This window comes from Pseudomonas sp. P179, from assembly GCF_000478485.2.
Taxonomy (GTDB): Bacteria; Pseudomonadota; Gammaproteobacteria; order Pseudomonadales; family Pseudomonadaceae; genus Pseudomonas; species Pseudomonas aeruginosa.
In genome coordinates, this window is sequence record NZ_KI517354.1 from 638,860 (window position 1) to 664,693 (window position 25,834).

At 62.4% G+C, this 25,834-nt stretch carries 14 protein-coding genes and 3 pseudogenes; 14 read left to right on the plus strand and 3 right to left on the minus strand.

Annotated elements, in window-relative coordinates; translation table 11 throughout:
* The first annotated feature begins 49 nt into the window (after positions 1-49).
* From HMPREF1224_RS15490 to HMPREF1224_RS15515, 7 genes are all read left to right on the plus strand, one after another.
* Entirely contained in the window at positions 50-1,933 is a 1,884-nt protein-coding gene (locus tag HMPREF1224_RS15490) for an AAA family ATPase (RefSeq protein ID WP_074198705.1), read from the plus strand.
* Between the two features lies 1 nt (position 1,934).
* Positions 1,935-2,573, plus strand: a complete 639-nt coding sequence (locus HMPREF1224_RS15495) for a 4Fe-4S single cluster domain-containing protein (RefSeq protein ID WP_003090610.1) — start codon at positions 1,935-1,937, stop codon at positions 2,571-2,573.
* A 14-nt stretch (positions 2,574-2,587) separates the two neighbouring features.
* Entirely contained in the window at positions 2,588-8,884 is a 6,297-nt protein-coding gene (locus HMPREF1224_RS15500) for an AAA domain-containing protein (RefSeq protein WP_010793096.1), read from the plus strand.
* Positions 8,881-10,230 carry a coiled-coil domain-containing protein gene (locus HMPREF1224_RS15505; RefSeq protein ID WP_010793097.1) on the plus strand — a complete coding sequence of 450 codons (1,350 nt, stop codon included), beginning with the start codon at positions 8,881-8,883 and terminating at the stop codon, positions 10,228-10,230. The genes HMPREF1224_RS15500 and HMPREF1224_RS15505 overlap by 4 nt, the downstream gene beginning before the upstream one ends.
* A gap of 164 nt (positions 10,231-10,394) precedes the next feature.
* Positions 10,395-10,616, plus strand: a complete 222-nt coding sequence (locus tag HMPREF1224_RS44005; RefSeq protein WP_003451853.1) for a SymE family type I addiction module toxin — start codon at positions 10,395-10,397, stop codon at positions 10,614-10,616.
* 395 nt (positions 10,617-11,011) lie between these two features.
* Positions 11,012-11,392 (plus strand): nucleotide pyrophosphohydrolase, encoded by a 381-nt coding sequence (locus HMPREF1224_RS15510; RefSeq protein ID WP_003155927.1) that lies wholly within the window; start codon positions 11,012-11,014, stop codon positions 11,390-11,392.
* A 27-nt stretch (positions 11,393-11,419) separates the two neighbouring features.
* Complete coding sequence (locus HMPREF1224_RS15515; RefSeq protein WP_010793098.1) at positions 11,420-13,276, plus strand: DUF2075 domain-containing protein; 1,857 nt, start codon at positions 11,420-11,422, stop codon at positions 13,274-13,276.
* Between the two features lie 225 nt (positions 13,277-13,501).
* Here the strand turns inward: HMPREF1224_RS15515 and HMPREF1224_RS15520 are convergent.
* Together HMPREF1224_RS15520 and HMPREF1224_RS46145 are read right to left on the minus strand one after the other, a co-directional pair.
* Positions 13,502-13,882: pseudogene (locus HMPREF1224_RS15520) on the minus strand (integrase core domain-containing protein); the annotation flags it as partial.
* A 40-nt stretch (positions 13,883-13,922) separates the two neighbouring features.
* Positions 13,923-13,970, minus strand: a pseudogene (locus HMPREF1224_RS46145) (hypothetical protein); the annotation flags it as partial.
* 384 nt (positions 13,971-14,354) lie between these two features.
* Between HMPREF1224_RS46145 and HMPREF1224_RS15525 the strand changes: the two are divergent.
* Positions 14,355-15,320, plus strand: coding sequence for a hypothetical protein (locus HMPREF1224_RS15525; protein ID WP_031628279.1), 966 nt, complete (start codon positions 14,355-14,357; stop codon positions 15,318-15,320).
* Here the strand turns inward: HMPREF1224_RS15525 and HMPREF1224_RS44010 are convergent.
* Positions 15,305-15,754 (minus strand): very short patch repair endonuclease, encoded by a 450-nt coding sequence (locus tag HMPREF1224_RS44010; RefSeq protein WP_003451864.1) that lies wholly within the window; start codon positions 15,752-15,754, stop codon positions 15,305-15,307. The genes HMPREF1224_RS15525 and HMPREF1224_RS44010 overlap by 16 nt on opposite strands.
* Positions 15,755-15,783: 29 nt before the next feature.
* On the opposite strand from HMPREF1224_RS44010, the gene HMPREF1224_RS15530 reads away from it, so the two are divergent.
* The 6 genes and pseudogenes from HMPREF1224_RS15530 to HMPREF1224_RS0111890 all read left to right on the plus strand — a co-directional run bounded on the left by HMPREF1224_RS15530 (position 15,784) and on the right by HMPREF1224_RS0111890 (position 25,808).
* Positions 15,784-17,382, plus strand: a complete 1,599-nt coding sequence (locus HMPREF1224_RS15530; RefSeq protein ID WP_031628281.1) for a DNA cytosine methyltransferase — start codon at positions 15,784-15,786, stop codon at positions 17,380-17,382.
* Positions 17,383-17,458: 76 nt separating this feature from the next.
* Positions 17,459-18,901: an ATP-binding protein gene (locus tag HMPREF1224_RS15535; protein WP_031655762.1), complete on the plus strand. Its 1,443-nt coding sequence runs from the start codon at positions 17,459-17,461 to the stop codon at positions 18,899-18,901.
* A 13-nt stretch (positions 18,902-18,914) separates the two neighbouring features.
* Positions 18,915-21,758, plus strand: coding sequence for a Z1 domain-containing protein (locus tag HMPREF1224_RS15540; RefSeq protein WP_010793100.1), 2,844 nt, complete (start codon positions 18,915-18,917; stop codon positions 21,756-21,758).
* Positions 21,742-22,758 carry a PD-(D/E)XK motif protein gene (locus HMPREF1224_RS15545; RefSeq protein WP_010793101.1) on the plus strand — a complete coding sequence of 339 codons (1,017 nt, stop codon included), beginning with the start codon at positions 21,742-21,744 and terminating at the stop codon, positions 22,756-22,758. The genes HMPREF1224_RS15540 and HMPREF1224_RS15545 overlap by 17 nt, the downstream gene beginning before the upstream one ends.
* Positions 22,758-24,566, plus strand: a complete 1,809-nt coding sequence (locus HMPREF1224_RS15550; protein ID WP_003451876.1) for an AIPR family protein — start codon at positions 22,758-22,760, stop codon at positions 24,564-24,566. Before HMPREF1224_RS15545 ends, HMPREF1224_RS15550 begins: the two co-directional genes overlap by 1 nt.
* Positions 24,567-24,665: 99 nt before the next feature.
* Positions 24,666-25,808, plus strand: a pseudogene (locus tag HMPREF1224_RS0111890) (IS3 family transposase).
* Positions 25,809-25,834: the final 26 nt, after the last annotated feature.

Genomic DNA, 25,834 nt, shown 5'->3' on the forward strand with positions numbered 1-25,834 from the left:
GGAACTCGTAGCGGTTTTCGTCGCCTCCGGCGAGGTCAGGGTTGGAGACATGGCCCTCGGGGCAATATGCTGTGGCCACGACACACGCTGTGAGCGACTACCGATGCCAGGGACTGCACTGTTCGAAAAGCCACGCTGGTTGCGCGACCTCCTGCGCTTCCTGCCCCTCAAGAGCCAATTCGTCCTCTCCGGGAACATCCGCGACCTGCAAGCCTGCGAAGTGGTGCCGGGTACGGTCACCGCGCAGAGCTTCAACCAGACCCTCTGCGACGCCCTGCTGGACGCCGGCTACACCCAGGTGCTGGCCTGGGATCCGCTGGCCGGGTTCCGCGTGCTCGGCCGGCCGGGCAGCGAGGCGGGGGCCACTCCGCAGGTGCTTCTCGACCTCGGCCTGACCCCGGTGGACGGTGCCGCGCCGGCCGGCATCGACCTGCTCGGCGCGACCCTGCAACGCCTGGTCAACCGTAGCGGCGAGCCGATCGCCCTGATCGTCGACTTCGCCTCGCGCCTGGCGGTGCGCAACGACGCCCTGAGCGCCGCCGAGCATCAGTTGTTCACCCAGGCCCTGGTGCTCTCCCACCAGGCCCGCAGCCGTCCCGCCGGGGAACAGCGCAAACCGTTCTTCAACAGCGTGCTGTGGGTGGTGGAAAAGGAAGGCGACCTGCCCGACTGGCTGCTGGTGGACAACCCGCGCCTGCGCCATATCCCGGTGTCGAAGCCCGACCAGCCGGCGCGCCGGGCCCTGGCCCCGGCGCTGCTCCGCGGGCTAGGCGGCGCGGGCGTCGCCGAGGAGGCCCTGCAACAGGCCGCCGCAACCTTCGTCGAGAACACCGAAGGCCTGCTGCTCCTCGATCTCAACGCCATCGTCCAGTTGGCGCGCGTGGAAGGCCTGGCCATGGAACGCATCGCCGACGCCGTGCGGCGCTACAAGGTCGGCGTCACCGAAGACCCCTGGCTGAAGATCGACCGCCAGCGCATCCGCCAGGCCGACGAGATCGTCCGCCGCCGGGTCAAGGGCCAGCAGCACGCGGTGACCCACATGCTGGACATCGTCAAGCGCGCGATGACCGGGGTCGGCGCCAGCCGCAAGGGCAACCGCCCGCGCGGCGTGGCCTTCCTCGCCGGGCCCACCGGGGTCGGCAAGACCGAGCTGGCGAAGACCGTCACCAGCCTGCTGTTCGGCGACGAGAGCGCCTACATCCGCTTCGACATGTCCGAGTTCAGCGCCGAGCATGCCGACCAGCGCCTGATCGGCGCGCCGCCCGGCTACGTCGGCTACGACGTCGGCGGCGAACTGACCAACGCGATCCGCGAAAAACCCTTCAGCGTGGTGCTCTTCGACGAGATCGAGAAAGCCCACCCCCGGATCCTCGACAAGTTCCTGCAGATCCTCGACGACGGCGTGCTCACCTCCGGGCGCGGCGATCGCGTGTACTTCTCCGAGGCGCTGATCGTGTTCACCTCGAACCTGGGCATCTACCGCCAGGGGGAGAACGGCGAACGGGTCGCCAACGTGCTCCCCGGCGAGCCCTTCGAGGCGGTGCAGGGCAAGGTCCACGGCGAGATCGAGCGCTACTTCAAGCTGGTTCTCAACCGCCCGGAAATCCTCAACCGGATCGGCGAGAACATCATCGTCTTCGACTTCATCCGCGCCGACGTCGCCGAGCAGATCTTCACCCAGATGGTCGACGGCACCTTCGCCGACCTCCGCGAGCAGCGCCTCGTCATCGAACTGGCCGAGGCGCCGCGTCAGGCGCTGCACGACCTCTGCCTGGGCGACCTGTCCAACGGCGGCCGCGGCATCCGCAACCAGCTCGAAGCGCGCCTGCTCAACCCGTTGTCGCGGGCGCTGTTCGACCAGGACGCGCAGCCGGGCGAGCACTTCCTGATCAGCGCCCTGGACGCCGACGGCCTGACCCTGGAACGCCGCTGAGATGGAACTGAGCCTGTCGCGGGTGCATTTCCCGGTGACCACCCTGGGCCCGGGACGGCGCCTGGGCATCTGGTTCCAGGGCTGTAGCATCCGCTGCCCCGGCTGCATCTCCGCCGATACCTGGGGGCCGGGACGGCGGCGCATCGCCCTGGCACGCCTGCTCGCCGACATCCAGCCATGGCTGGAGCAGGCCGAGGGCATCACCGTCTCCGGCGGCGAACCCTTCGAGCAGTTCGCTGCCCTCCTCGCCCTGCTCGGCGAACTGCGCCAGCGCAGCCGCGCCGACATCCTGGTCTACAGCGGCTACCCGCTGGAGCATTTGCACGCGCAACTGGAACAGGCCGCCGGGCTGATCGACGCGCTGATCAGCGACCCCTACCAACAGCACGCCGAACAGAGCCTGGCCCTGCGCGGCAGCGACAACCAGCGCCTGAGCCTGCTCACCGAACTCGGCCGCGCGCGCCTCGGCGGCTACCAGCGGCCACTGCGCGAAGACGACAAGGCCCTCGACCTGATGTTCGACCATGACGGCAGCGTGTGGATGGCCGGCATCCCGCGCCGCGACGACCTGCTGCGGCTACAGGACCTGCTGCGCGAACAGGGCCACCAACTTAGCGTCAGCGCCCATCGGCCGCGCTGAATGGATCGATACCGATGATACGTTTCTGCCCCAACTGCCAGAGCGAACGCTCGCTTTCGGAAATCTTCTGCGAAGGCTCGATCCAGGGCCAGCCCTGCGGCTGGGACCTTTCCGCCGAAGCCATCCATCCCGCCGGCTGGCGACCACAGCCGGTGCTGACCCAGGAAGCCATCGCGCCGCCCGCCAGCGAGCCGCCAGCGGCGTCCGCCCCGCTCTGCGCCAACGGCCACCCGCTGCAACCCGGCGACCTGATGTGCCTGGAGTGCGGCGCCGCGCCGGCCGAAGGCCCGCTGCCGATGCAGGCCGAGGCCACGCCGCAGCCCGCCGTCACGGAAACCCTGATCGACGGCTGGCGTCTGCTGCGGCAGATCGCCAGCAGCGACGGCGTGCGCGAGCGCTACCTGGCTGAACACGCGGAAAGCGCCCGCCAGGCGGTGCTCACCCTGTATCGCCCGGGCGCCGAGCCGGACCCGGCGATCTACGACGTGATCCGCCGCCTGCCGCGCGAACACGTACCGGAAATCCTCGCCACCGGCCGCTGGGACGAGCGCGCCTACGAAGTGGTCGAGGAGCTCACCGGCGGCAGCCTCGCCGACCTCGGCACCGTGCTGGAGGACCGCGAGGCGGTGCGCCACGTGGTCCGCGAGCTGGGCCACGCCCTGCACGTGTTCAACGAAGCCGGCCTGCGCCACCGCGACCTGCGCCCGGCCAGCCTGCTGGTGCGCAGCCACGAGCCACTGGACCTGGTGATCAGCGGCTTCGGCTCGGCGCGCCTGTCGGAGTTCGACCTGGATATCGTCTCGCCGCTGGAGACCAGCCGCTACATGGCCCCCGAGGCGATCGCCGGCGGCGTGGCGGCGGCTTCCGACTGGTGGAGCCTGGGCATGATCCTGCTGGAGCAGTTGACCCGCGGCGCCTGCTTCGAAGGAGTCAACGCCAACGCCTTCCTGATCCACGTGCTGGCCAACGGCGTGGCGCTGCCCGACGACCTCGACCCGCAGTTGCACCTGCTGCTGCGCGGCCTGCTTGCACGCGACCGCCACCAGCGCTGGCAGTGGCCGCAGGTACAGGCCTGGCTGAACGGCGAGGCGGTGGACGCGCCGGCCTCGGCGGACAGCGAAAAGGACGACGCCGAAGGCGCCAGCATCGCCCTCGGCGCACGGCGCTTCCGCAAGCCGACGGTCTTCGCCCTGGCCGCGGCCCAGGCCGAGCACTGGGCGGAGGCCCTCGACCACCTGCTGCGCGGGGCGATCGTCACCTGGGCCGAGCACATCGGCCTGTCGCCCAGGCTGCTCGCCGGCCTGCGCCAGGTGGCCCAGCACGAGGGGCTGGAGGACGACTTCCGGCTGATGCTGGCGCTCAAGCTGCTGAACCCGGAAATCCCGCTGATCCAGCGCGGCGAGATCGTCACCCCCGGCTGGCTGCTGGAGCATCCGCTGGAGGGCTACCGGCTGATCAGCGGCTCGGTGCCCGACCTGCTCGAACAGTTGCACACCGAAAGCTGGCTGTCGCGGCTCAAGACCCGCGCCGAGAAGGTCCGCCAGCGCGCCCTGCACCAGCACATCGAACTCGCCGAAGAACAGTTGCGCATCTACCTGCTGTCGACCTCGCGGGCGCGCCTCGCCGCGCAGTGGCAGGAGCGCCAGCGCCTCCTGCCGGACACCGAGCACCCCGGCCTGCTGGCCCTGGCCGAGCGCCGGGTGATCGCCGAGGAAGACCTGATCGTCCTGCTCAGCGCCAACATCGGCCAGTTCCGTGCCGCCGAGGCGATCGTCGAGGAAGCCGCCGGCCTGGCCCGCGACGCCGATGTGCACCTGTTCGACGCGGAGACCGCGCGCGGCCTGTTGCAGCACTCGCGGCAGGAGCTGTACCGCCGCGTCGACGAACGCATCAGCGGCTTCGCCCGCAGCGGCGTGCCCAGGGTCGACGAATGGGCCGAGCAGTTCCGCCTGGAGCGGCGCATGCCGTTGGCGAGGGTCCTGGTGCTGCTGGCGATCCCGCCGGAACAGTGGCTGGAACCGCAGAAGCAGCAGTACGTGTCGCAGATCCTCGATTTCTTCGAGAAGAAAGTGGTCGCCGCGGTGATGCGCGGGCCGCTGGTGCGCATGAGCATCGGCAAGAGCACCCCACGCATCGACCTCAACGAACTGGATAGCGCGCGACGCCCCGCCGCCGCCCTGCTCGACCACCTGCTGCAACGCAACGCCCGCGCGGTGAGCCTCGACCCGGACAGCTTCCTCGCCAACCCGCAACTGGAAGTGCGGCTCAACGCGCTGTCCCGGCAAAGCTCGCTGTACAAGCGCGACACCGGCATCGACGGGCTCTACCTGGGCTTCCCCTTCCTGCTCAACCGCGACCCGCGCGGCACCACCCGCACGCGCATCGTGCCGCTGCTGCTGTGGCCGCTGAAGCTGCAACTGGAAGTCGGCAGCCGCGGCCAGGTGGCGCTGGCCTTCGACGGCGAGCGCGAGGAAGTACGCCTCAACCCGGCCCTGGAAAGCCTGCTCGGCCCCGAGCCGTGCAAGCGCTGGCGCAAGGTCGCCGACGAACTGCTCGGCCGCTCCGCGCTGCGCGCCGCCGACGTGATGGATGCCTTCGGCCTGCTCGCCACCCCGCGCGGGCGGGTGCTGGAAGGATTGCCGCCGAGTTCCACCGAGGTCACGCCCTACCAGGACCAACTGGCCTGCGCCGCGGTGCTGTTCCACGTCACCTTCATGGGCCAGGCGATCGGCGAGGACCTGCGCCAGTTGAAGAGCCTGCCGCCCTCCGGCACCGGCCTGGAGACCGCGCTGCGCCTGCGCGAGAACGGCGAGCCGGAAGCCCGCGAGAGCCCGCCGGAGTTGCAGCGCTACTTCACCGTGGCCAGCGACCCGTCCCAGGAGGCCGCCGTGTTGCAGGCCCGGCAGAGCCCGGGGCTGCTGGTGGAAGGCCCGCCCGGTACCGGCAAGAGCCAGACCATCGTCAACATGGTCGCCGACGCCATCGGCCGCCAGCGCAGCCTGCTGATCGTCTGCCAGAAGCACGCCGCCCTGGAAGTGGTACACAAGCGCCTGGTGGCCGAGGGCCTGGGCCAGCGCATCGTCATGCTCAACGACGTCAACCGCGACCGCGAACCGGTGATCCGCAACATCCGCGAGCAGCTCGAAGCGCTGTTCGCCGACGCCGGCGGCGCCCAGGGCTGGGAGCGCCAGCGCGAGCGCCTGGCGGCGCGTATCGAGGCGCTGGAAGGCGAACTGGACCGCTACCACCAGAGCCTGCACCGCGTGGACGAGGCCACCGGGCTGAGCTACCGGCGCCTGCTCGGCGAACTGATCGAGCTGGAGAAAGGCTCGCCGCCGCTGGACTTCCCGGCCCTGCGCCAGCGCCTGGCGGCGCTGGACATCGGCAGCCTGGCGCGCCTGGAGGAAAACTGCGCGCCGCTGGTCCGCCTCTGGCTACCGGCCCGCTACGAAGGCAGCCCGCTGGCGCAACTGCGCGCCTTCGCCACCGACCAGGCCACCCTGCAAGCCTTCGCCGACAGCCTGCGCGCCTTCGGCGAAGCGGAGAACGCCCGGCAGAAAGCCCTCGACGAACACCCGGCGAGCTTCGAGGTCGACGACCCGACGCCCTACCGCGCCTGGCTGGCAAGCCAGGTCGGTACCCTGCTGAATTTGCGCGAGGAGCAGCGCCAGCGCCTGGCCCACTGGCTGCCGCTGTTCCGCGACGCCACACCAGGGCAGCCGAGCCGTGGCGACGGCCTGTTGGCGGAGGCCGAGCAGATCGAACGGCAACTGCGCCAGCTCGACCTCGAACGGCATGCGCCGCTGCTTTCGCCGGCTCTCGCCATGCTCGAAGAGAACAACCTCGAACGCTTCCAGGCCCACGCCCGCCAGGTGCTCGAGGCACGCACCTGGCTGGCCCGGCTCAACCCGCTGCGCCTGCTGCGGCGCGGCCGCCTGCGGCGCTTCCTGCGCGAGCACGGCGAGGCCGACGACGACAGCCGCCTGGCCGCCCTCCTCGGCGCCTGCGACCTGGAGCGCCAGTGGCGGCCGCTGCGCCGGCAACTGGCGGCGCTGCAACAGAGCCTGGGGCTGGCGACAGTCACCACCGATGCCGGTCCGGAACTGACCGGCCTGGCCGGCAGCGCCAGCCAGCAACTGCGCGAGATCCAGACCCTGGCTCGCAGCCTGGCCCAAGCGCCGCGCGCCGAGCAGCTCGACGCGGTGATCCTCACCGGCGAGAAACAGCGCTTCGAAGCGCTGCTCGGCGACCTCGACGCCGCGCTGATCCGCCAGGCCGCACGCCAGCTCAGCCTGGACAAACTGAAGGTGCTCGCCGACTGGCTCGGCGACGAACTGCTGGAACAGCTGCACCGCGCCATCGCCGGCAACCAGAGCAACCTGCCGGCCCTCGGCCGCCTGCGCGAGGCGCTACCGCAACTGGTCGCCTACCAGCGCTTCCGTGGCCGCGCCGGCCAGCTCGAAGCCACCGACCTGGAATTCCTGGCCCTGCTGCGCCAGCGCCAGGAACGACTCGACGCGATTCCCGCCGAAGCACTCGAAGCCACGGTGCGCCGCATGCTCAACCGCGAAGCGCGGCTGGGCTGGAAGCAGCGCCTGGAACAAGACAATCCGGAACTGCTGTTCAGCCAGGACGAAGCCAGGGCCAGGGTCGCCAGCCTCGCCGAAGCCGACGTGCAGATGCGCGCGCTGAACCGCGAACTGCTCGGCAAGGGCATCGACGCCGCGCGCCTGGGCAGCCGCAAGCAGTGGGAAGACGTCACCCGCCTGACCGGCAAGCGCTCGCGGCGCCTGCGCGAGTTCATCGAGCTGGGCGCCGAACTCGGCCTGATGAGCCTGCGCCCGGTCTGGCTGATGAACCCCGACCTGGCCAGCCGCGTGCTGCCGCTCAAGGCCGGGCTGTTCGACATGGTGATCTACGACGAAGCCTCGCAGATGCCGGTGGAGTTCGCCCTGCCGACCCTCTATCGCGGGCGGGTCACGGTGGTCAGCGGCGACGAGAAGCAGATGCCGCCGACCGCGTTCTTCTCCAGCCGCGTGGAAAGCGACGAGGCCGAACTGTTCGACGGCGAAGCGCCCGACGAGGACGCCGACGAGGAGCAGCGCGAAGCCTACGAGGACACCTGGAACCGCCGCGAGATCAAGGACTGCCCGGACCTCCTGCAACTGGCGCGCAACGCCCTGCCCAGCACCACCCTGCAGATCCACTACCGCTCGGCCTACCGCGAGCTGATCGGCTTCTCCAACGCCTCGTTCTACGGCAACCGCCTGAGCGTGCCGGTACGCCATCCGCAGGCCAACATCCTGCGCATCAAGCCGCTGGAACTGATCCAGGTGAACGGCCTGTACCAGAACCAGAGCAACGAGCGCGAGGCCGAGCGAGTCGTCGACTACCTCGCCGAACTCTGGCGCCAACCCTACGCGGCGCGGCCGTCGGTGGGCGTGGTCACCTTCAACCGCAAGCAGGCCGACCTCATCGAGGAGCGCCTGGAACTGCGCGCCGAGCAGGACGAGACGTTCCGCGCCGCCTACAGCGAGGAGCGCGAGCGCAGCGAAGACGGCGAGGACATGGGCGTGTTCGTGAAGAACGTGGAGAACGTGCAGGGCGACGAGCGCGACGTGATCGTCTTCTCCTCCACCTTCGGCCGCAACGGCCAGGGCAGCTTCCGGCGCAACTTCGGCGTGCTCGGGCAGACCGGCGGCGAGCGCCGCCTCAACGTGGCGGTGACCCGCGCGCGGCGCAAGGTGGTGATGATCACCTCGATGCCGATCGGCGACATCTCCGACATGCTCGGCACCCAGCGCTCGCCGAGCAGCCCGCGCGACTACCTGCAAGGCTACCTGGAATACGCCCGCGCACTGTCCGCCGGCGAATTCGCCGGCACCGGCCAGCTGCTCGAGCGCCTGCAAACCGACCGCAGCGACCAGCGCCGCCAGCACTACCAGCGGCACGACGGCTTCAGCGAGATCGTCGGCGAGTATATCCGCTCGCTGGGCTGGTCCGCCGCGCCCGCCGGCGAAGGCGACGCCTTCGGCCTCGACTTCGCCATCGAGAACCCGGCCACCGGCCTCTACGCCATCGGCATCGAATGCGACGCCCCCTGCCACCCGCTGCTGGAACGCGCCCGCGCCCGAGAAATCTGGCGACCCTCGGTGCTGCGACGGGCGATCCCGCACCTCCACCGGGTTTCCTCCCAGGGCTGGTACCACGACGGCGACAACGAACGCGCACGGCTGCGCGCCGCCATCGAGAAGGCCCTGGCGCCCAGCGCGGAAACCCATCCCACGGCAGCAGCGGAGGCCTCCCAATGAGCGGACCGAAAGTTGTAAGAATCGTCACCCGGGAAGAAGCCATCGCCACCTGCGAGCGCGACCTGCAACGCCTGGACAAGGCCCTCGCGCGCTGGGAAAACCAGGCCAGCCGGCTCGCCCAGCTCAGTGACGCCGAGCGCGCCGCCGCCCACGCCCGCCGCGCCAGCCTGCACGCCCTGCTCGAACAGGAACGCTGGCTGGACGTGCAACTACAGGTGAAGATCGAAAGCGAATTCCTCAAGCGCGACCTCGCCGAACGCGAAGAGCGCGCCATCCGCCAGGCCGCGGAAACGCGCCAGCAACACCGCCGCCTCCAGGAAAACGCCAGCGCCCTGCTCCAGGCCCTCGACGCCAGGCCCGATGCCGCCAGCGCGGCACTCCGGCAAACCCTGCATACGCTGGCCGACGGCGTCCTCCGCGACGACGCGGAAGCCCTGCTCGCCCAAGGCTTCGCCGCCCTCGCCAGCGCCCCCGCCGAAGAACGCCTCAGCGAAGCCCAGCGCGAACTCGCCCAGCGCCTGAAGACCGACGAAACGCCCATGTCCCTGGAACAGTGGCGCGCCCGCCAGCAACAGGACGCCCCGCACGAACAGCGCCTGGCGCGCATCGACCGGCACATCGCCGAACTGCAACTGCTGCAAGGCGAGGCCAGCGCCCAAGCGTTCCTCGAGCGACTGGCACGCGCCGAAGCCGAACAGCGCCCGGAGCGCCGCAACCTGCTGCTCGACAGCCTGGTCCTCGACCTCGCCCAGGCCGCCCGCGAACACCAGCAGCAACGCCAGCGCCTGGAACACCTGCAAGACCTCGCCAGCGAAGTCGCCGCCCTGGGCGCCGCCGAACACGCCGAACTGCTCCAGCGCGCCGCCGCCTGCCAGCCCGACAGCGATCCGCAGCAACTCGCCGAACTCACCGAGCGATGCAACGCCATCCTCACCGCCCACCTCCAGCAACAGGCCGCCCTCGCCCGCCGCCAGGCCGTGCTCCAGGGCCTCGCCAGCCTCGGCTACGAAGTCCGCGAAGGCATGGCCACCGCCTGGGCGCAGACCGGCAGGGTCGTCCTGCGCAAACCCGCTACCCCCGGCTACGGCCTGGAAGTCGGTGGCACGGCCGACAACGGCCGCCTGCAACTGCGCGCCGTCGCCCTCAACGCCAACCGCGACAGCCAGCGCGACCGCGACATCGAAACCCTCTGGTGCGGCGAATTCCAACGCCTCCAGGCCCTGCTCGCCGCCCAGGGCGGCGAACTCAGCGTGGAACGCGCGCTGGGAGTGGGAGAAGTGGCGTTGAAGGAGATTGGCGAGGAGGAGCAGCGGGAGATGGGGGTGGCGCGGCAGAGGGGGTTGTGAAGGGGCCGGCTGGCGCCTCGGCGAGGCATTCGATCCGGGCAGCCCATCGCTTGACCCATGGATGCCCCCTCGCTACCCTGCCGGCCAGGTGCTGAACACACCTTCTCTAGGCGGTTAGCCGCTCCCGAAAGCCAAGCGGTTTTTTACCTACACAGGAAAAAATCATGGCTACCCAGAAATCCCCTCTTTCGAATTCTCGACTTCTAACGATCGGCTACCAGCTCTATGAAAGCCGTCATAGCGATTGGGAACGTCGTGGCAAACCACGGCAAATTCCCTACCTGCGCTTGAGTGGCGACTGGCTGGAGGCTGCGGGCTTTGAGGTTGGCTGCAAGGTGAGCATTCAGGTCACCAGGCGGCGCCTTGTCATGCAAGTTGAGGATTGAGGCCATGCGCCCCTCGGGCAGAGAGTATCTGCTCAGGGGGCGCTGGTTTCTCTGTGAACCTTCATCCCATTCCTGCCGCATCTCGCCCTGCGCTCGCGCACCAGGCATCGTAGGAAAACGTCGCTCAGACACCCTTGTCTCCTCGAGCTGAAGCCAGCATGGGAGAGCAAGCTCAGCGTGAAGCGAACTCCTGGACTACAGGAAGCAACAAAAACCTATGGGTGGCTGACGATTCGCCAGGAGCACGTCCTACAGCTTGTAGCCCCCCCTGTCCCATGAAGAATCCCTACGATCTTTCTCCCTTCGTCTGAAGGAAGTATGGTGGCGGGCAATGGCGTCGCAGACGCCCGAGGCCCCGCCTCGCCGCCAGCCCGAAAAGATTCCTGGATATCGCCGTGACAAACGCATCGCCCCCCTCCTCCCTGGTAGACGTCGGCCAGCTCGCCGCCGCCCTCGAACGTTTCGCCGCCGAGCGCAACTGGGCCCAGTTCCACTCGCCGAAGAACCTGGTCATGGCCCTGACCGGCGAGGTTGGCGAACTCAGCGAGATCTTCCAATGGATGGACGAGGAGCAATCGAAAGACGCCGCGCGCCATCCCGACACCGCCCAGGCGGTGCAGGACGAACTGGCCGACGTACTCATGTACCTGGTGCGCCTCGCCTCGGTCCTCGGCGTCGACCTGGATGCCGCCGCCCGGCAGAAGCTGGAGCAGAACAACCGGAAATACCCGGTAGAAAAAGCCCGGAATAGCAGCAAGAAATACGACCAGTTCTGAAGAAAGGCCATATCAGGGAAGATCGACGTGATCGTTTACGAAGCGACCAAGAAGCAGTTCCTGCAAGACAGCGACAACGACGATATCGAAGAGGTGATCCTCCAGCATTTCAAGGCGGTCACCGGCAAAAGCGTCGGCAACTCGGAAATCAACTCGTGGAAAGGCTCCCTCGGCTACATGGCCAAGGTACTGCGCGACGAGGAAGTGCCCGACGACACTGGCCTGGCCATCGAGTTGCATATCCCCCAGACCTCCAAGCGCATCGACATCACCCTCACCGGGCGCGACGAGTCGGGAGCCAAGAACGCGGTGCTGGTTGAACTGAAGCAGTGGAGCAAGGCCAGCGCCACCGGCAAGGACGCCATCGTCCGCACCGCCCTGGGCAATGGCCTGCGCGAGGTCGTCCACCCATCCTACCAGGCCTGGTCCTACGCTACCCTGCTGGAGGGCTTCAACGAGGCGGTCTACGAGGCAAGCATTTCCGTCCGCCCCTGCGCCTACCTGCACAACTACCCGCGCGACGGTGTGATCGACTCCCCGCACTACCGCGACTACATGGAAAAGGCCCCGCTGTTCCTCAAGGGCAAGGACGAACTGGCGCGCCTGCGCAGCTTCATCAAGCAGCACATCAGGACCGGCGACGCCAAGGAAGTGCTCTACGAGCTGGCCAACGGCCGGATCCGCCCGTCCAAGGCCCTGGCCGACTCGCTCAAGGGCCTGCTCGCCGCCCAACCGGAGTTCGTACTGATCGACGACCAGAAGGAAATCTACGAGTCCGCCATCGCCGCGGCCAGGTCAGCCTCCGAGACGCATCCCCGTGTACTGATCATCGAGGGCGGCCCGGGCACCGGCAAGACGGTGGTCGCGATCAACCTGCTGGTCCACCTCACCGGGCTCGGCCTGGTCGGCAAGTACGTGTCCAAGAACGCCGCGCCACGCAAGGTCTACGAATCCAGGCTGGTGGGTTCCATCACCCGCAGCCGCTTCTCCCACATGTTCACCGGCTCCGGCGGTTTCATCGAGACCGAGCCCAACACCTTCGACATGCTGATCGTCGACGAGGCCCACCGCCTGAACGAGAAGAGCGGGCTCTACGGCAACCTCGGCGAAAACCAGATCAAGGAACTGATCGAAGCCTCCAAGTGCGCCATCTTCTTCATCGACGAAGACCAACGCGTCACCCTCAGCGACATCGGCAGCAAGCAGGCCATCCGCGAGTTCGCCAAGGCGAAAGGCGCCACGATCGAGGAATACAACCTCGCCTCGCAGTTCCGCTGCAATGGCTCGGACGGCTACCTCGCCTGGCTCGACGACGTGCTCGACATCCGCCCGACCGCCAACCAGCAACTCGACGCCAACCAGTACGAATTCAAGGTCTTCGACACCCCCGAGGCCCTGCACGCCGCCATCGCCGCCCGGAACCAGGACAACAAGGCCCGCGTCGTGGCCGGCTACTGCTGGCCGTGGCGCAGCAAGAAGGATCCCCGGCAACAGGACATCGTCATCGGCGACTACCAGCGCCAATGGAACCTCGACCAGGACGGCAGCCTCTGGATCATCGCCGAGAACTCCATCGAACAGGTCGGCTGCATCCATACCTGCCAGGGCCTGGAGGTCGACTACATCGGCGTCATCATCGGCCCGGACCTGATCGTCCGCGACGGCAAGATCATCACCGCCCCCGAACAACGCGACCGCCACGACAAGTCCATCCGCGGCTACAAGAAACTGATGAAGGAAAACCCGGAACTGGCGCGCAAGGAGACCGACCTGATCATCAAGAACACCTACCGGACGCTGATGACCCGGGGGATGAAGGGGTGCTACGTGTTTTGTACGGATGAGGAGACGGCGAGGTATTTTCGGGGGCGTGGCGGAATTTAGGACAGCTTTCAGGGCATCGTGGACGTGTCATGCAAAGAGATGAGGGTGAGGGATTTTAATATTCTACCTCTTGTACCCCATGCGCTTATTTCATGGATCTACATGGAAGCTAGTGGATCGCCTACACCCTACTAAATACGGGGCATACAAGCTAAATTAGCGTCCATCACGATCCATGAGCATCCACCGACAGCCATGACCTGCCCCCAGTTTTAGTACCGCTACCTAGTTAGTAGGCCCTGGGGTTGATATTAATTTTTCCTGCTTCAGCTGCTGCTGGCCAGTTCGCCAACTTGCAGCAAATTCTGCCGGGGTGAGATTGCCAATCGCGCTGTGCGGTCGGTGTTCGTTGTAATCCCGCCGCCAGGCCGCGATGCGGATTCTCGCTTCGGCCAGCGAACAGAACCAGTGCTCATTGAGGCATTCGTCCCGGAACTTACCGTTGAACGACTCGATGAAGGCATTCTGCGTGGGCTTACCAGGCTGAATCAGCTTCAGCTTGATGACGCGCTGATAGGCCCATTGATCGAGTGCCTTGCCGGTGAACTCGGGCCCCTGGTCGGTGCGGATCGCTTTCGGGTAGCCGCGAAACCGCGCCATCTCGTCGTCGGCGACACAGTTCCTTCACCGGCACACCGGCCTCCGCCTGCTTGAGGAAGTCTAGAATCTGTTCTTCGGTAAAACGCTTTTTCACTGCCGTCTCCTGCTCGGAAAACGGACTCTACTAAGTTTGACGTGGTACTGAAATCGGGGGGCAGGTCACTCCTGTGTTCAGAGCCATTCCCGTGCTAGCCGGCATGCCCCCTGTCCCCGATGACATAAAAACGCCTTTCGCCGATGAGATTGAAGAGATGTTCTATGGAAAGAATGACCAAGATCAGTAACGCAGCACTCCGGCTGGGGTAGAATCTCAAAGGGTCAAATCATCCCGGATGGCCCCCAGCCTGATTTTCAGGCGCAAAGGCTCAGCCCCTCGTGACCCACTTCACACTTGGATACCGACCATCTTAAGGGCATCATATGGCACAAGGCCTCTATGGCGGCCCAAGATATGGAGCTGAGCAGCACGGATCAGGCGATGGAAGAAATCATTCGAGTAATGTCCGACGGTCGAGAGATTGACCGGATCGTCTGCTCAACCAAGCTCGACGAAGGCACGCCTGCGGTCAAATATCGGGAGCAATATTGGCCTGTTGTCGATGGTTGCATCCAGCTAGATAGGCCTGCCAACCAGGAATGTAGCTCCGCAGAGTGGGCCGTTCTCATCCAGAATCTTTTACCGCCAGTGCTTCCTGATCAAACAGATTCCTGCGAGAAACTGCTGCAGGACTGCTTTAGGGGAAGCCTACCGCTTGGTATAACCAAGGCTGTAGCCTCTCTGGTGGCGCTGAGATTCGAACAGCAAGCCCGCGAGCTGCTGGTGGACTTTCTCAGAGAGCATCGCAACGCTCACCGGCTGTTTCGACTTGTGCAGATGCAGCTGCTGTTCCGAGAACGGGCGGGAAGGACTCAAGACAGCGCTGGTATCACCCCCTCCTCCGTGGCCGAGCTGCCCCCGGAATCAGCGCACCTATCCGGAGTAGATATGGATTGGGAGTGGTCCGCGTCTTTAGATGATCCAGAAATGCCTGATGTGGACGACAGTTCACTCAGGGCTACCGCTACCAATCTGCAGGAAAGCATCGGTTCCTACCGCGCAAGAGAGTCAGGCGCGCCCATCCCAGGACTTGAAGATCTGACCAGTGAACTAGAGACCTTCATAAGTCCGATACCCCCCCCGCTCCTGAACGAGAGTGCGCTGGTCGAGCGAACCTCGCAGCTGGGCATGATTGCCCTCGATCTTCTGAGATATTTTTCTGACAACCCGGGCGACAGGGCCGTACATGCGGAGGCAGTGCTCGGATACCCCATGACGGAAATTCGTCGCCTTTTGCTGGGTTCTCTCGGACATTACCTTAAGAAAACTGACTCTGGTGGATGGGAATGCCATCCATGGGTCGAGCCAGTACTGTCTGCTCTCAAAGAGAATCATAAGGTGGGGTGATCTAGGCGACCTTGGGAACGCGAGGCAAGCTTTTGCAGCTCCCCAAGCAGCTCATGCAGAACAGTCGATGACCCGCGAAGCTGGCATTCCCATACGACAATGGTCCTCCAACCAGACTCATTCAGAGACTTAATCGCTTGTTCGTCCCTTGCCACATTCCCCAAGAGTTTGGCTTCCCAGAACTCTGCTCGAGTTTTGGGAAGCACAGCAAATCGGCACCCAGGATGGCGATGCCAGAAGCACCCATGTACGAAGATACAGACCTTCAGCCGAGACAGTACAATGTCTGGTTTTCCCGGCAAATCCTTGCGATGCAGCCGGTAACGATAGCCGTGGGCATGCAAAAACCTGCGCACCAGCATTTCAGGTTTCGTGTCCTTCCCCCTGATACCCGACATCATTCGGGATCTTCGGGCAGGCTCAACGATGTCCATCTTGAACCGTTTCGATACAGCGTGGATTCATGAGTCGTACCCCCCCCATTCAGGTAGTAGATCTCTTTGCAGGTCCAGGTGGCCTTGGAGAAGGCTTTTCATCCTATAGGGACAGCCAGGGCGAGGCCTTTGAAATCAAAGTCTCAGCCGAAATGGAAAAGTCTGCACATTCCACTCTTCAACTGAGGGCCTTTTACAGGCTTCTCAAGCGCAACCAGCCTGAAGATCTAGAGGAATACTACAGTTTCTGCGAAACCGCTGATGCCGCCCCCCCATACACCAGCAGAACTCGAGATGCTTGGAGGCACGCCGAACAAGAGGCGCAACAGCTCGAACTGGGTACCGCAGAGGGCAACGAACGTCTCGATCGCATTCTCAAGTCCCGCTTGGACGAGACCAAACCATGGGTTCTGATCGGTGGCCCACCCTGCCAGGCTTACTCTATCGTTGGCCGGGCGCGAAATCGCGGCAAGCAAAACTACAGGGCAGAGGACGACCATCGCCATTTCCTGTACCGGGAGTACCTGCGCATCATCCAGAAGAAGCGCCCCGCGGTCTTCGTAATGGAAAACGTCAAAGGCATCCTCTCGTCACGTGTCGCTGGCGAGCAGATGTTCCCGAAGATCCTGCAGGATCTTTCAGATCCGGATGCGGCATTCGGAGAAAACGGCAACGGCCCCAAGTACAGAATCTGCTCGCTCGTGGCAGACGACATTTTCGAGGATGGTGCGTCTCCGGATAGCATCGACCCGGCAAACTACATCATCCGAGCAGAGAACTACGGGATCCCGCAGGCAAGACACCGGGTCATTCTCCTCGGGGTTTCGGAGGAATATTTCGGCGCCTTGGGCGACCACAAACTTGTCCCCTCGACTGGACCCTCAATCGACCAGGTAATTGGCCGCCTCCCACCTCTGCGAAGCACACTCACACGAATGAAGGACTCTCCAGAGGCATGGGCAGAGTTAATTCGCCAGAACCTGGAGATGCTGAGTCACGAGTGCAGCAAGCTGACTGATGTCCCCCGCAGGCTCACACTCGCAAAGCGCCTAGAAATACTTGCAAGCACATTCTCGGGCGAGGGGATGAGCAATGGTGCACTCCGTATTCACCGCAAGAGCGAATGGGATGGGCTGACAGGCACACATCTGGATGACTGGCTCCTTGATGATCGGCTCAGATACTGGCTAAACCACGAGGCTCGCGGACACATGGAGTCCGACCTGCGCAGATACGTCTACGCGGCTGAGTATGCCGAGCTTTATGAAGACTCTCCCAAAGGCCACCACGACTTCAATCTCCCGGGGCTGGAACCGGACCACAAGAACTGGAAAACCGGCAAGTTCAGCGATCGTTTCCGTGTTCAGCGCAGAGGGATTCCGTCCACGACAATCACCAGCCACATTGCAAAGGACGGTCACTATTTCATTCACTACGACCCAAGGCAGTGCCGCAGCCTGACCGTTCGCGAAGCAGCCCGGCTACAAACCTTCCCGGACAACTATTTCTTTCTGGGGAACCGAACCCAACAGTTCCACCAGGTTGGCAACGCGGTTCCCCCGCTTCTGGCGAATCAAATCGCCGGCGTGGTCGCCCGTATCATCAACATGGGAAAGGCAGCTCGATAGAAGAGCTTTGCAGACAGGAAGTCCAGCCATGCAATCCTCCTTCAAAAGCCGCAGTGCTCCTCCCAAGGCAAGCGCCATGGTCGAAGCACTACGTGGGTTGGGATACAACACCCAGACAGCTCTGGCAGACATCATCGACAACAGCATTGCTGCCGGCGCGAACGAAGTACATATCGAATTCATCTGGGCTGAGCAGGAAAGCCGTGTGCTTTGCTTGGACAACGGTTCGGGGATGACTGCAGACGAACTCGATCGGGCCATGCGTCTGGGCGATCGGAATCCTCTCGAGGAGAGATCGGCAGGCGATCTGGGTCGTTTCGGCCTCGGCCTAAAGACTGCGTCCTTTTCTCAGTGCCGAAGGATGACCGTTGCCACACGTGGCCCCGATGGCCTACAGACCCTCCGCTGGGATCTCGACTTCCTGGCCAGCAGTGCCGACGACGGCTGGCATTTGCTGGAGGGCCCCCATCCCGGTTCGGAAGGATTTCTGGAACGCCTCACCAGCGCAACGGGCACCCTGGTTCTCTGGGAAGAGCTGGATCGCATCGTCACGCCAGGGACTACAGTGCAGGACTTTCTCAATCTGGTCGACAAAGTCGAACAGCACTTGGGAATGGTGTTTCACAGATACCTGGAAGGCACCAGGCCTCGACTGCGAATTCTGTTGAATGGCCAGCCGGTCAAACCCTGGGATCCCTTCATGACGGATCATCCCGGAAAGCCATATAACCCTCCGGTATTCAAACACCCCAGCCGCAAAGATATCGAGGCCGAGTGCCACGTTCTGCCGCACAAGGACATGCTCTCTCCCGGAGACTTTGAGCGCCTGGCAGGCCCGGAAGGCTGGACTGCACAGCAGGGTTTCTACATCTATCGAAACGAAAGACTGCTGGTGGCAGGCAGCTGGCTAGGACTTGGTACAGGACGTTCATGGACTAAGGATGAAGCTCATCGCCTTGCGCGAATTCGCCTCGACATACCCAACTCCGTAGATGCGGACTGGAAGATCGACATCAGGAAATCAACTGCACGGCCGCCAGTGTATCTGCGGGACTGGCTGACAAGACTTGCCGAGGTTACGCGCGGCCGCGCAAGAAGAGCCTTTGCCCATCGAGGCAAGCCGACCATGCTGGGCAACAGACAGATTGCAGAGGCCTGGAAGGTCGAAAGACTTGCGGACGGTATGCGATATCGGATCGACACGGAACATCCGGCAATAAGAGCGGTTCTGGATGATGCCGGCAGCCTTCTACCCCAGCTAAAGGCAATGCTCCGCGTGATCGAGGAGACGGTTCCGGTTCAGCGAATCTGGATAGATACCGCCGAAAACAAGGACACCCCCTGCACAGGATTCGACAAGACGCCGCCTCAAGAAGTCAGCGACATCATGATGGTGATGTACCGCAACATGATCGAAAGAAAGGGTTATTCCCCCAGCGCAGCAAAGGAGCAGCTGAAGCAAATGGAGCCGTTCCACGCATACCCTGCCCTAATCAGCGTTTTGCCAGACAGTCTTTAAGGAGTGACGCCTCATGTCTGAGGAAAACAAATGGAGTGTGGTCAAGTTCGTTCAGGAAATGCTGGCTGATGAAAAGGACAAGTCGGCGATCACCCCTCAGCTCATTTCCCAGAAGATCGACATGGTGCTGAAGATAATGCCGGGAAAGGCCAAGGGTCTGGATCGCGACTCGGTCACGGAGGAGCTGATCAGACGCTTCAGTGTCTGGGTTGGGGATGACTCATCCCTGATTGACACCACTGGGCATGAGCCTTGGCAACCAAGCGATCGGAAAAAGGACTGGCGATACTGGCGGCGCTACCGTGAGTGGCAGGAGCTGAAACTGCCCCTCAGCGCCATGGAAGCACTGGACAAGACCACTGACAACGTTCTGTCGATGCTTGAAGACCCAAAGCGAGATGGTGCTTGGGATCGACGAGGGATGGTGGTTGGCCATGTACAGTCGGGCAAGACCGGCAACTACACTGGCCTCATCTGCAAGGCAGCAGATGCCGGTTACAAGATCATCATTGTGCTTGCGGGGCTGCACAACAACCTGCGAGCACAGACCCAGATGCGTCTGGACGAAGGCTTTCTGGGCTACGAAACAAGTGCCATCGAAGGTGAAGGAAACAAACTCATCGGGGTCGGCAAAATCGACCCATCTCCGGCACTGCGCCCCCAGTATGTGACCAACAGAACGGAAACCGGCGACTTCAACACCAAGTTTGCAAAGAATCTGGGCGTATCTCCGGAGCAGCGCCCGTGGCTGTTTGTCGTCAAGAAGAACAAGACGGTTCTGACGCGGCTGCTCAACTGGATCCAGTCCCATGTAGCCGAAACCAAGGATCCGGAAAGCGGTCGCCCGCTCGTTACACATCTGCCGTTGCTGATAATTGATGACGAGGCCGACCACGCATCTGTCGACACTGGCGAGAAGGTTGTCGACGAAGACGGCAACCCCGATCTGGATCATGAGCCGACAGCCATCAACAGCCTGATCCGCCAGATTCTCCATGCGTTCTCAAGAAAGGCTTATGTCGGCTATACCGCTACCCCATTCGCCAACATCTACATTCACGAGCATGGTGAAACCGCCAAGGAAGGCCCGGACCTGTTCCCCTCCGCCTTCATCACCAATCTCTCGGCGCCGTCCAGCTATGTAGGGCCTTCGAGGGTATTCGGACTCGCCGGTGAGAGCGGACGCACAGGTGCACTGAACCTGGTCCGAATAGTTAAGGATCAGTGCTCCCAAGACGGCAAGAGTGGCTGGATGCCGGTCAGCCACAAAAGCAGCCATATCCCACTGCTTGAAGGTCAGGACGCAATGCCTGCCTCCCTAATCGAGGCCGTACACGCATTCGTTCTTTCATGCGCGATCAGAGGCCTTCGTGGACAGGGCCCCCAGCACAGCTCGATGCTGATTCACGTAACCAGATTCAATCAGGTGCAGCAGCATGTCCACCGCCAGGTTCTGGGCTACGTTCACGGCCTGAAGCAGCGATTCCGGAGACGCACGGACCATCTGAGCGCATTGGCCGAATTGAGGAGCCTCTGGGAAAGAGACTTTCTCAGCACCAGCCTCGAGATCGAAGCCCAGATAGAAGAAGAGTCCCGCCACCCTTCCACATCTTGGCAGGACATCGAGGCTGTACTGCTGGATGTGCTTGATGAAATCGATGTGCGCATGATCAACGGCAAGGCCACGGATGCTCTTGACTATGCCGACAGTGCAACCGGGCTGAAAGTCATCGCCATCGGCGGCGACAAGCTTGCCCGGGGGCTAACCCTCGAAGGACTTTGCACCAGCTACTTCCTGCGCGCATCCAAGATGTACGACACCCTGATGCAGATGGGGCGCTGGTTTGGTTATCGGCCGGGCTACCTCGATTTGTGCCGCCTGTACACGACCAATGACTTGGTCGAGTGGTTCGAACATATTGCCGACGCCGCTGAGGAGTTGCGGGCCGAGTTCGACTTCATGATGGAAAGCAGGCTGACGCCCAGAGAATATGGCCTCAAGGTGCGCTCTCACCCAGTTCTTATGGTCACATCGCCGCTGAAGATGCGCACGGCCAAAACCTTGTATCTCTCTTTCAGTGGCGATGTAGTCGAGACTGTAAGCTTTTACACCGACAAGGATATTCTGGAAAAGAATCTGTCAGCTCTCATGGCCCTTGCCGATGAGCTTGGAAGTCCCTCCTCAATCCCCCCGCAGCAGCGAAATGGCAAGAAGGATAGCTGGAGCGGGATTCAGTGGCCCGACGCAACAGCGCAATCGGTTACGCGCTTCCTGCGTGGTTATCAGACCCATCCCGACTCCAGAAAGGTAAAGAGTGATCTTCTGGCAGACTTCATTGAAGAAATGAGTTTTTCCGGGGAACTGACATCTTGGACGGTGGCAGTCATAGGCGGTGGGACAGAGAAGACACTCGATATCGTCGGCAGTCCAGTCAGAATGATGCAGCGACAGAACAAGGCAACCGAAGGAGAAGGCAAATACTCCATCGGCAGACTGCTATCCCCCCAAGACGAGGCCATGGATCTTGATGAGGCCGGATGGAACGCAGCGCTTGAGTTAACCAAACGGGCCTGGGTGAAGGACCCGGGACGATCCAGACGCAAAGAGCCCCCCGAGACCCCCAATGGCCCTGCAATCAGGCATGTAAAAGGCCTAGGCGCAGATGGGATAAAACCTCGACCGGATAAAGGGCTCCTGATCATTTCATTACTGGAACCCGAGGACTCAAACGTCACCGGTGTAACTACACCTGTCGTGGCATTTGCCATCAGCTTCCCTTCCAGCAATGCCGGCAAATCCGTGCCCTATCTAGTCACCAATGTGCTTTGGGAGCAGCAGTATGGCTCAAGTGAGTGACCTCGAAATTCTGGGAGTCTGGAGAGCACTGCCCGGCAACGCCGCCACTCCCGGCTGGCGCTCAATAGATCTGGTTCAGCAGACGGGCTCCTGCCGAATCAAGGCGGCCCGACACTCACCAGGTAACGAGGAAGCGGTTCTGGTTGGATTTGCTACTACAAAAATCGCACCGGCGACTCAGCTTCCCCAAGGGCAGGGCTTCCGTATGGAGCGAGCCACGCTCGGCGAAACTGGCGGCAACCACAGTTGGCTCGCCATTGTTCGTCAGCCCGCGGGCAGTCTTGAACTGTTTGCCAAGGTAGTCTCCGATATCGTGCACCTGCTCCAGTCATTCAGCGATTCTCCCGAGGAAACGCTTTATCAGCGCTTTCTCGGGCGGGTGCGGGGCTGGCAGGAGTTCATGCGTCAGGGACGAGAAGGCTTGGGCCCAGAGAAGGAGCTGGGGCTGGTCGGAGAGCTGCGATTTCTGAATCTTCTGCTGGATGCGGGGATCCTTCAGTTTACGGCAGTGGATGCATGGAAAGGTCCGCATGACGGATTGCACGACTTCCAGATCGGACTTGGCAGCGTGGAAATCAAGTCGACAATGATTCCGGACGGCTTCCCTGTTCGGATTGGCTCACTTGAGCAGTTGGATGACACTAACTCCCCGCCTCTCTTTCTGGCCGGGCTTCGATTCAGCGCTCAGGAGGCGGGTAAAACGCTCACTGAGCTCGTTGATGCAACTCGGCAGCGCCTTGACGCTGACCCCGCCGCAATGCGCCTTTTTGAGCTGGCTCTCCATAAGGCCGGATATCTGGACATGCACGCGGCAGTCTATACACGTCGATTCCTGCTGGCCGACACAAGGTTGCATCTGGTGGACGGGGAGTTTCCCAGGCTAACCCCCTTCAACGTTTCGTCGGCAATTCGCCATGCCGCATATGAGCTGGATCTTTCTCTCGTTACGGCAAACAACCACACACTGGATGATGTACTCGAACAATTAGGAGTCGTTTGATGGAGCTCGTCGACTTTCTGCGTGAGACGCAGGCCGCGATCCGCGATGAAGTTGAAAAAGATATAGGCCCAGGGGAAGCCCCCATTCCTCCTGAGGCCGTATTCACCGAGCATGTGATGACGCACATGGCTGACGAGGGAATCACCTTTGAACCAACTGTCTGCCATTACGAAGCGAAGGTAGGTACGTACAAGGTAAAAATCAGCGGCTACTCCGTCTCCGACACTACTGATGATTCTGGCAACCCAGACCGTCTCGATCTTTTTGTCAGTCTGTACAAGGGAGTAGATGAGCTAGAGCCGCTTCCAGATTCCGAAGCAGGAAAGGCTGCCAAAGAAGGGCTGCAGTTTCTGAGGTTCTGCGCAACAGGCCAGCTATCCGGCAAGCTCGATGAAACCAACGATGCCTATGCCCTTGTTACCGAAGTCGAGCGCATCTTCAAGACGCTGGATAGCATCCGTATTTTCGTCATCACGGATGCCGTAGCCAAAACGAGAAACTATGCACCGCAGGAGGTCGAGGGCAAGCAGGTCCGCCTAGAGATCATGGACATTCAACGCCTCTTCAACCACTGGCAGCAGGGGCGTCCTCGGGATGAACTGGTAGTAAACTTCAGGGACATCTGCGGGACTGCCCTTCCTAGCGTGTGGGTTCCTGGATCCGGTGACGATGAGTATGACTACGCCCTGACAGCCGTGCCCGGCGAGGCCCTGCGGTTCCTTTACGAAAAGTATGGCCCGCGGATCCTCGAAGCAAACGTGCGCTCCTTTCTGGGAGTTAGCAGCAAGGGAGTCAATAAGGGAATCCGTGACAGCCTGCGCGACCACCCTGACCGTTTCATGGCCTATAACAACGGCATCGTCGTTGTTGCCGACCAAGCCAAGCTCGACACCGCGGCAGATGGCTCGACAGGCATTCTCTGGCTCCAGGGCATGCAGATAGTCAATGGCGGCCAGACTACTGCATCCATCTACTTCGCCAAGAAAAAGCATCCGGACATCGATCTTACGAGTGTGCGGGTTCCAGCCAAGATCATCGTGCTACGCTCCGGACAGGCTGACGATGAGGAACTGATTGCCAATATTTCGCGGTATGCGAACAGTCAGAACGTTGTCAAACAGTCCGATCTTTCCGCCAACAAGCCCTTCCATCGCGAGCTGGAAAAACTGTCCATGCGTACTTACTGCCCCGATGGCGTTGGGCGCTGGTTCTACGAGCGCTCAGCTGGCAGCTACAAGGTGATGCTGGAGAAGGAAGCAACTACCCCAACGCAGAAGAAAAAGCTCCAGGCGACAATTCCCCCTTACCGCAAACTCACCAAGCCCGACCTAGCCAAGTTTCTTTTTGCTTGGGATCAGAAGCCACATATCGTCAGTCTCGGCAGTCAGAAAAACTTCCAGGCATTCATGGATGAGTTGATGGAAAGGGAAAGTGCTGGTGAGAACGTGATACCGGATCAAGAGCAGTACAAACAGATGATCGCGAAGGCAATCCTGTTCAAGTCAGCTCACAAGATCATCCGCCCCATGTTCCCGGCATTCCAAGCCAACATCACGTCCTACACAGTTTCGATTCTAGCGCTCAAGCTGGGAGCGACCCTCAATCTGAACCGCATCTGGCAAGAACAATCGATATCACCGCAACTTCATCGCCAGATCGCGATATGGGCGGAAGAGGTCAATGACGCACTTCATCGAGGAGCCGGCGGGAAAATGATCTCCGAGTGGGCCAAGAAAATCGAATGCTGGTGGAGAGTAAGGGACACCTCCTACTCTTCTGAGCTAGGTGATATCACCGAATTATCCTAACAGTTGTTTAGCGCACGGCTAGATATGTAGTGGTTGTAGTGGTCTACTGATCCCGGACACCGATTTAGGCGAAAATCCTCGCCGTGAGAGAGGTGTCTGATGAGCAAGCAACGACGTATGTTTTCCGCCGAGTTCAAACGAGAGGCTGCCGCCTTGGTGCTGGACCAAGGCTACAGCCATATCGACGCCTGCCGTTCGCTGGGGGTAGTGGATTCGGCCTTGCGCCGTTGGGTGAAGCAGCTCGAGGCGGAGCGCCAGGGTGTGACCCCGAAGAGCAAGGCGTTGACGCCTGAGCAGCAAAAGATCCAGGAGCTGGAAGCCCGGATCAACCGGTTGGAGCGGGAGAAAGCGATATTAAAAAAGGCTACCGCTCTCTTGATGTCGGACGAACTCAATCGTACGCGCTGATAGACCAGTTGAGTGAGCAGGAGTCGGTGGAAGTGGTCTGTTCAGCTTTCGATGTGGCGCGGTCTTGCTACTACGTCCACCGTCTTCGACGGCGGCGTGTCGATGCTCGCCGCGTGGCGCTACGCAGCCAGGTCAACCAGTTGTTCAGCCAGAGTCGGGGCTCGGCCGGCAGCCGCAGCATTCTGGGCATGCTGCGCGAAGAGGGCGTGATCATCGGCCGTTTCCGAGTGCGTCGGTTGATGCGTGAGCTGGGCCTGGTTAGCAAGCAACCGGGCTCGCACGCGCCACGGTTGAGCGGCCGGATATCCCGAATCGGCTGAACCGCGAATTCGCGACCGAGCATCCCAATCAGGTGTGGTGTGGCGACATCACCTACGTCTGGGCGCAAGGCCGTTGGCACTACCTGGCCGCGGTGCTGGATCTGCATACCCGGCGGGTGATCGGCTGGGCGTTCTCGGCCAAGCCGGATGCCGAACTGGTGATCAAGGCCCTGGACATGGCCTACGAACAGCGCGGCAAGCCACAGCAGGTGCTGTTCCATTCAGACCAGGGCAGCCAGTACGCCAGCCGCCTGTTTCGGCAACGGCTCTGGCGCTATCGGATGCAGCAGAGCATGAGTCGCCGAGGGAATTGCTGGGATAACTCGCCGATGGAGCGCCTGTTCCGCAGTCTGAAGTCGGAGTGGGTCCCGTCAACGGGTTACCTGACGGCGCAGGAGGCCCAACGGGACATCAGTCATTACTTGATGCACCGCTACAACTGGATCAGGCCGCATCAATTCAACCACCTGCGGTGGCCGAAGAAAAACTCAACCCACTGTCCGGGATGGGTTGACCACTACAACTATCACCCACGATAGT

Coding starts and splice junctions, on each gene's coding strand:
- HMPREF1224_RS15550 (WP_003451876.1), top strand. CDS start 22,758: ATGGAGCTCGTCGACTTTCTGCGTGAGACGCAGGCCGCGATCCGCGAT.
- HMPREF1224_RS44010 (WP_003451864.1), bottom strand. CDS start 15,754: ATGGACATCGTTGAGCCTGCCCGAAGATCCCGAATGATGTCGGGTATC.
- HMPREF1224_RS15545 (WP_010793101.1), top strand. CDS start 21,742: ATGGCTCAAGTGAGTGACCTCGAAATTCTGGGAGTCTGGAGAGCACTG.
- HMPREF1224_RS15500 (WP_010793096.1), top strand. CDS start 2,588: ATGATACGTTTCTGCCCCAACTGCCAGAGCGAACGCTCGCTTTCGGAA.
- HMPREF1224_RS15490 (WP_074198705.1), top strand. CDS start 50: ATGGCCCTCGGGGCAATATGCTGTGGCCACGACACACGCTGTGAGCGA.
- HMPREF1224_RS44005 (WP_003451853.1), top strand. CDS start 10,395: ATGGCTACCCAGAAATCCCCTCTTTCGAATTCTCGACTTCTAACGATC.
- HMPREF1224_RS15525 (WP_031628279.1), top strand. CDS start 14,355: ATGGAAGAAATCATTCGAGTAATGTCCGACGGTCGAGAGATTGACCGG.
- HMPREF1224_RS15530 (WP_031628281.1), top strand. CDS start 15,784: ATGAGTCGTACCCCCCCCATTCAGGTAGTAGATCTCTTTGCAGGTCCA.
- HMPREF1224_RS15505 (WP_010793097.1), top strand. CDS start 8,881: ATGAGCGGACCGAAAGTTGTAAGAATCGTCACCCGGGAAGAAGCCATC.
- HMPREF1224_RS15540 (WP_010793100.1), top strand. CDS start 18,915: ATGTCTGAGGAAAACAAATGGAGTGTGGTCAAGTTCGTTCAGGAAATG.
- HMPREF1224_RS15535 (WP_031655762.1), top strand. CDS start 17,459: ATGGTCGAAGCACTACGTGGGTTGGGATACAACACCCAGACAGCTCTG.
- HMPREF1224_RS15495 (WP_003090610.1), top strand. CDS start 1,935: ATGGAACTGAGCCTGTCGCGGGTGCATTTCCCGGTGACCACCCTGGGC.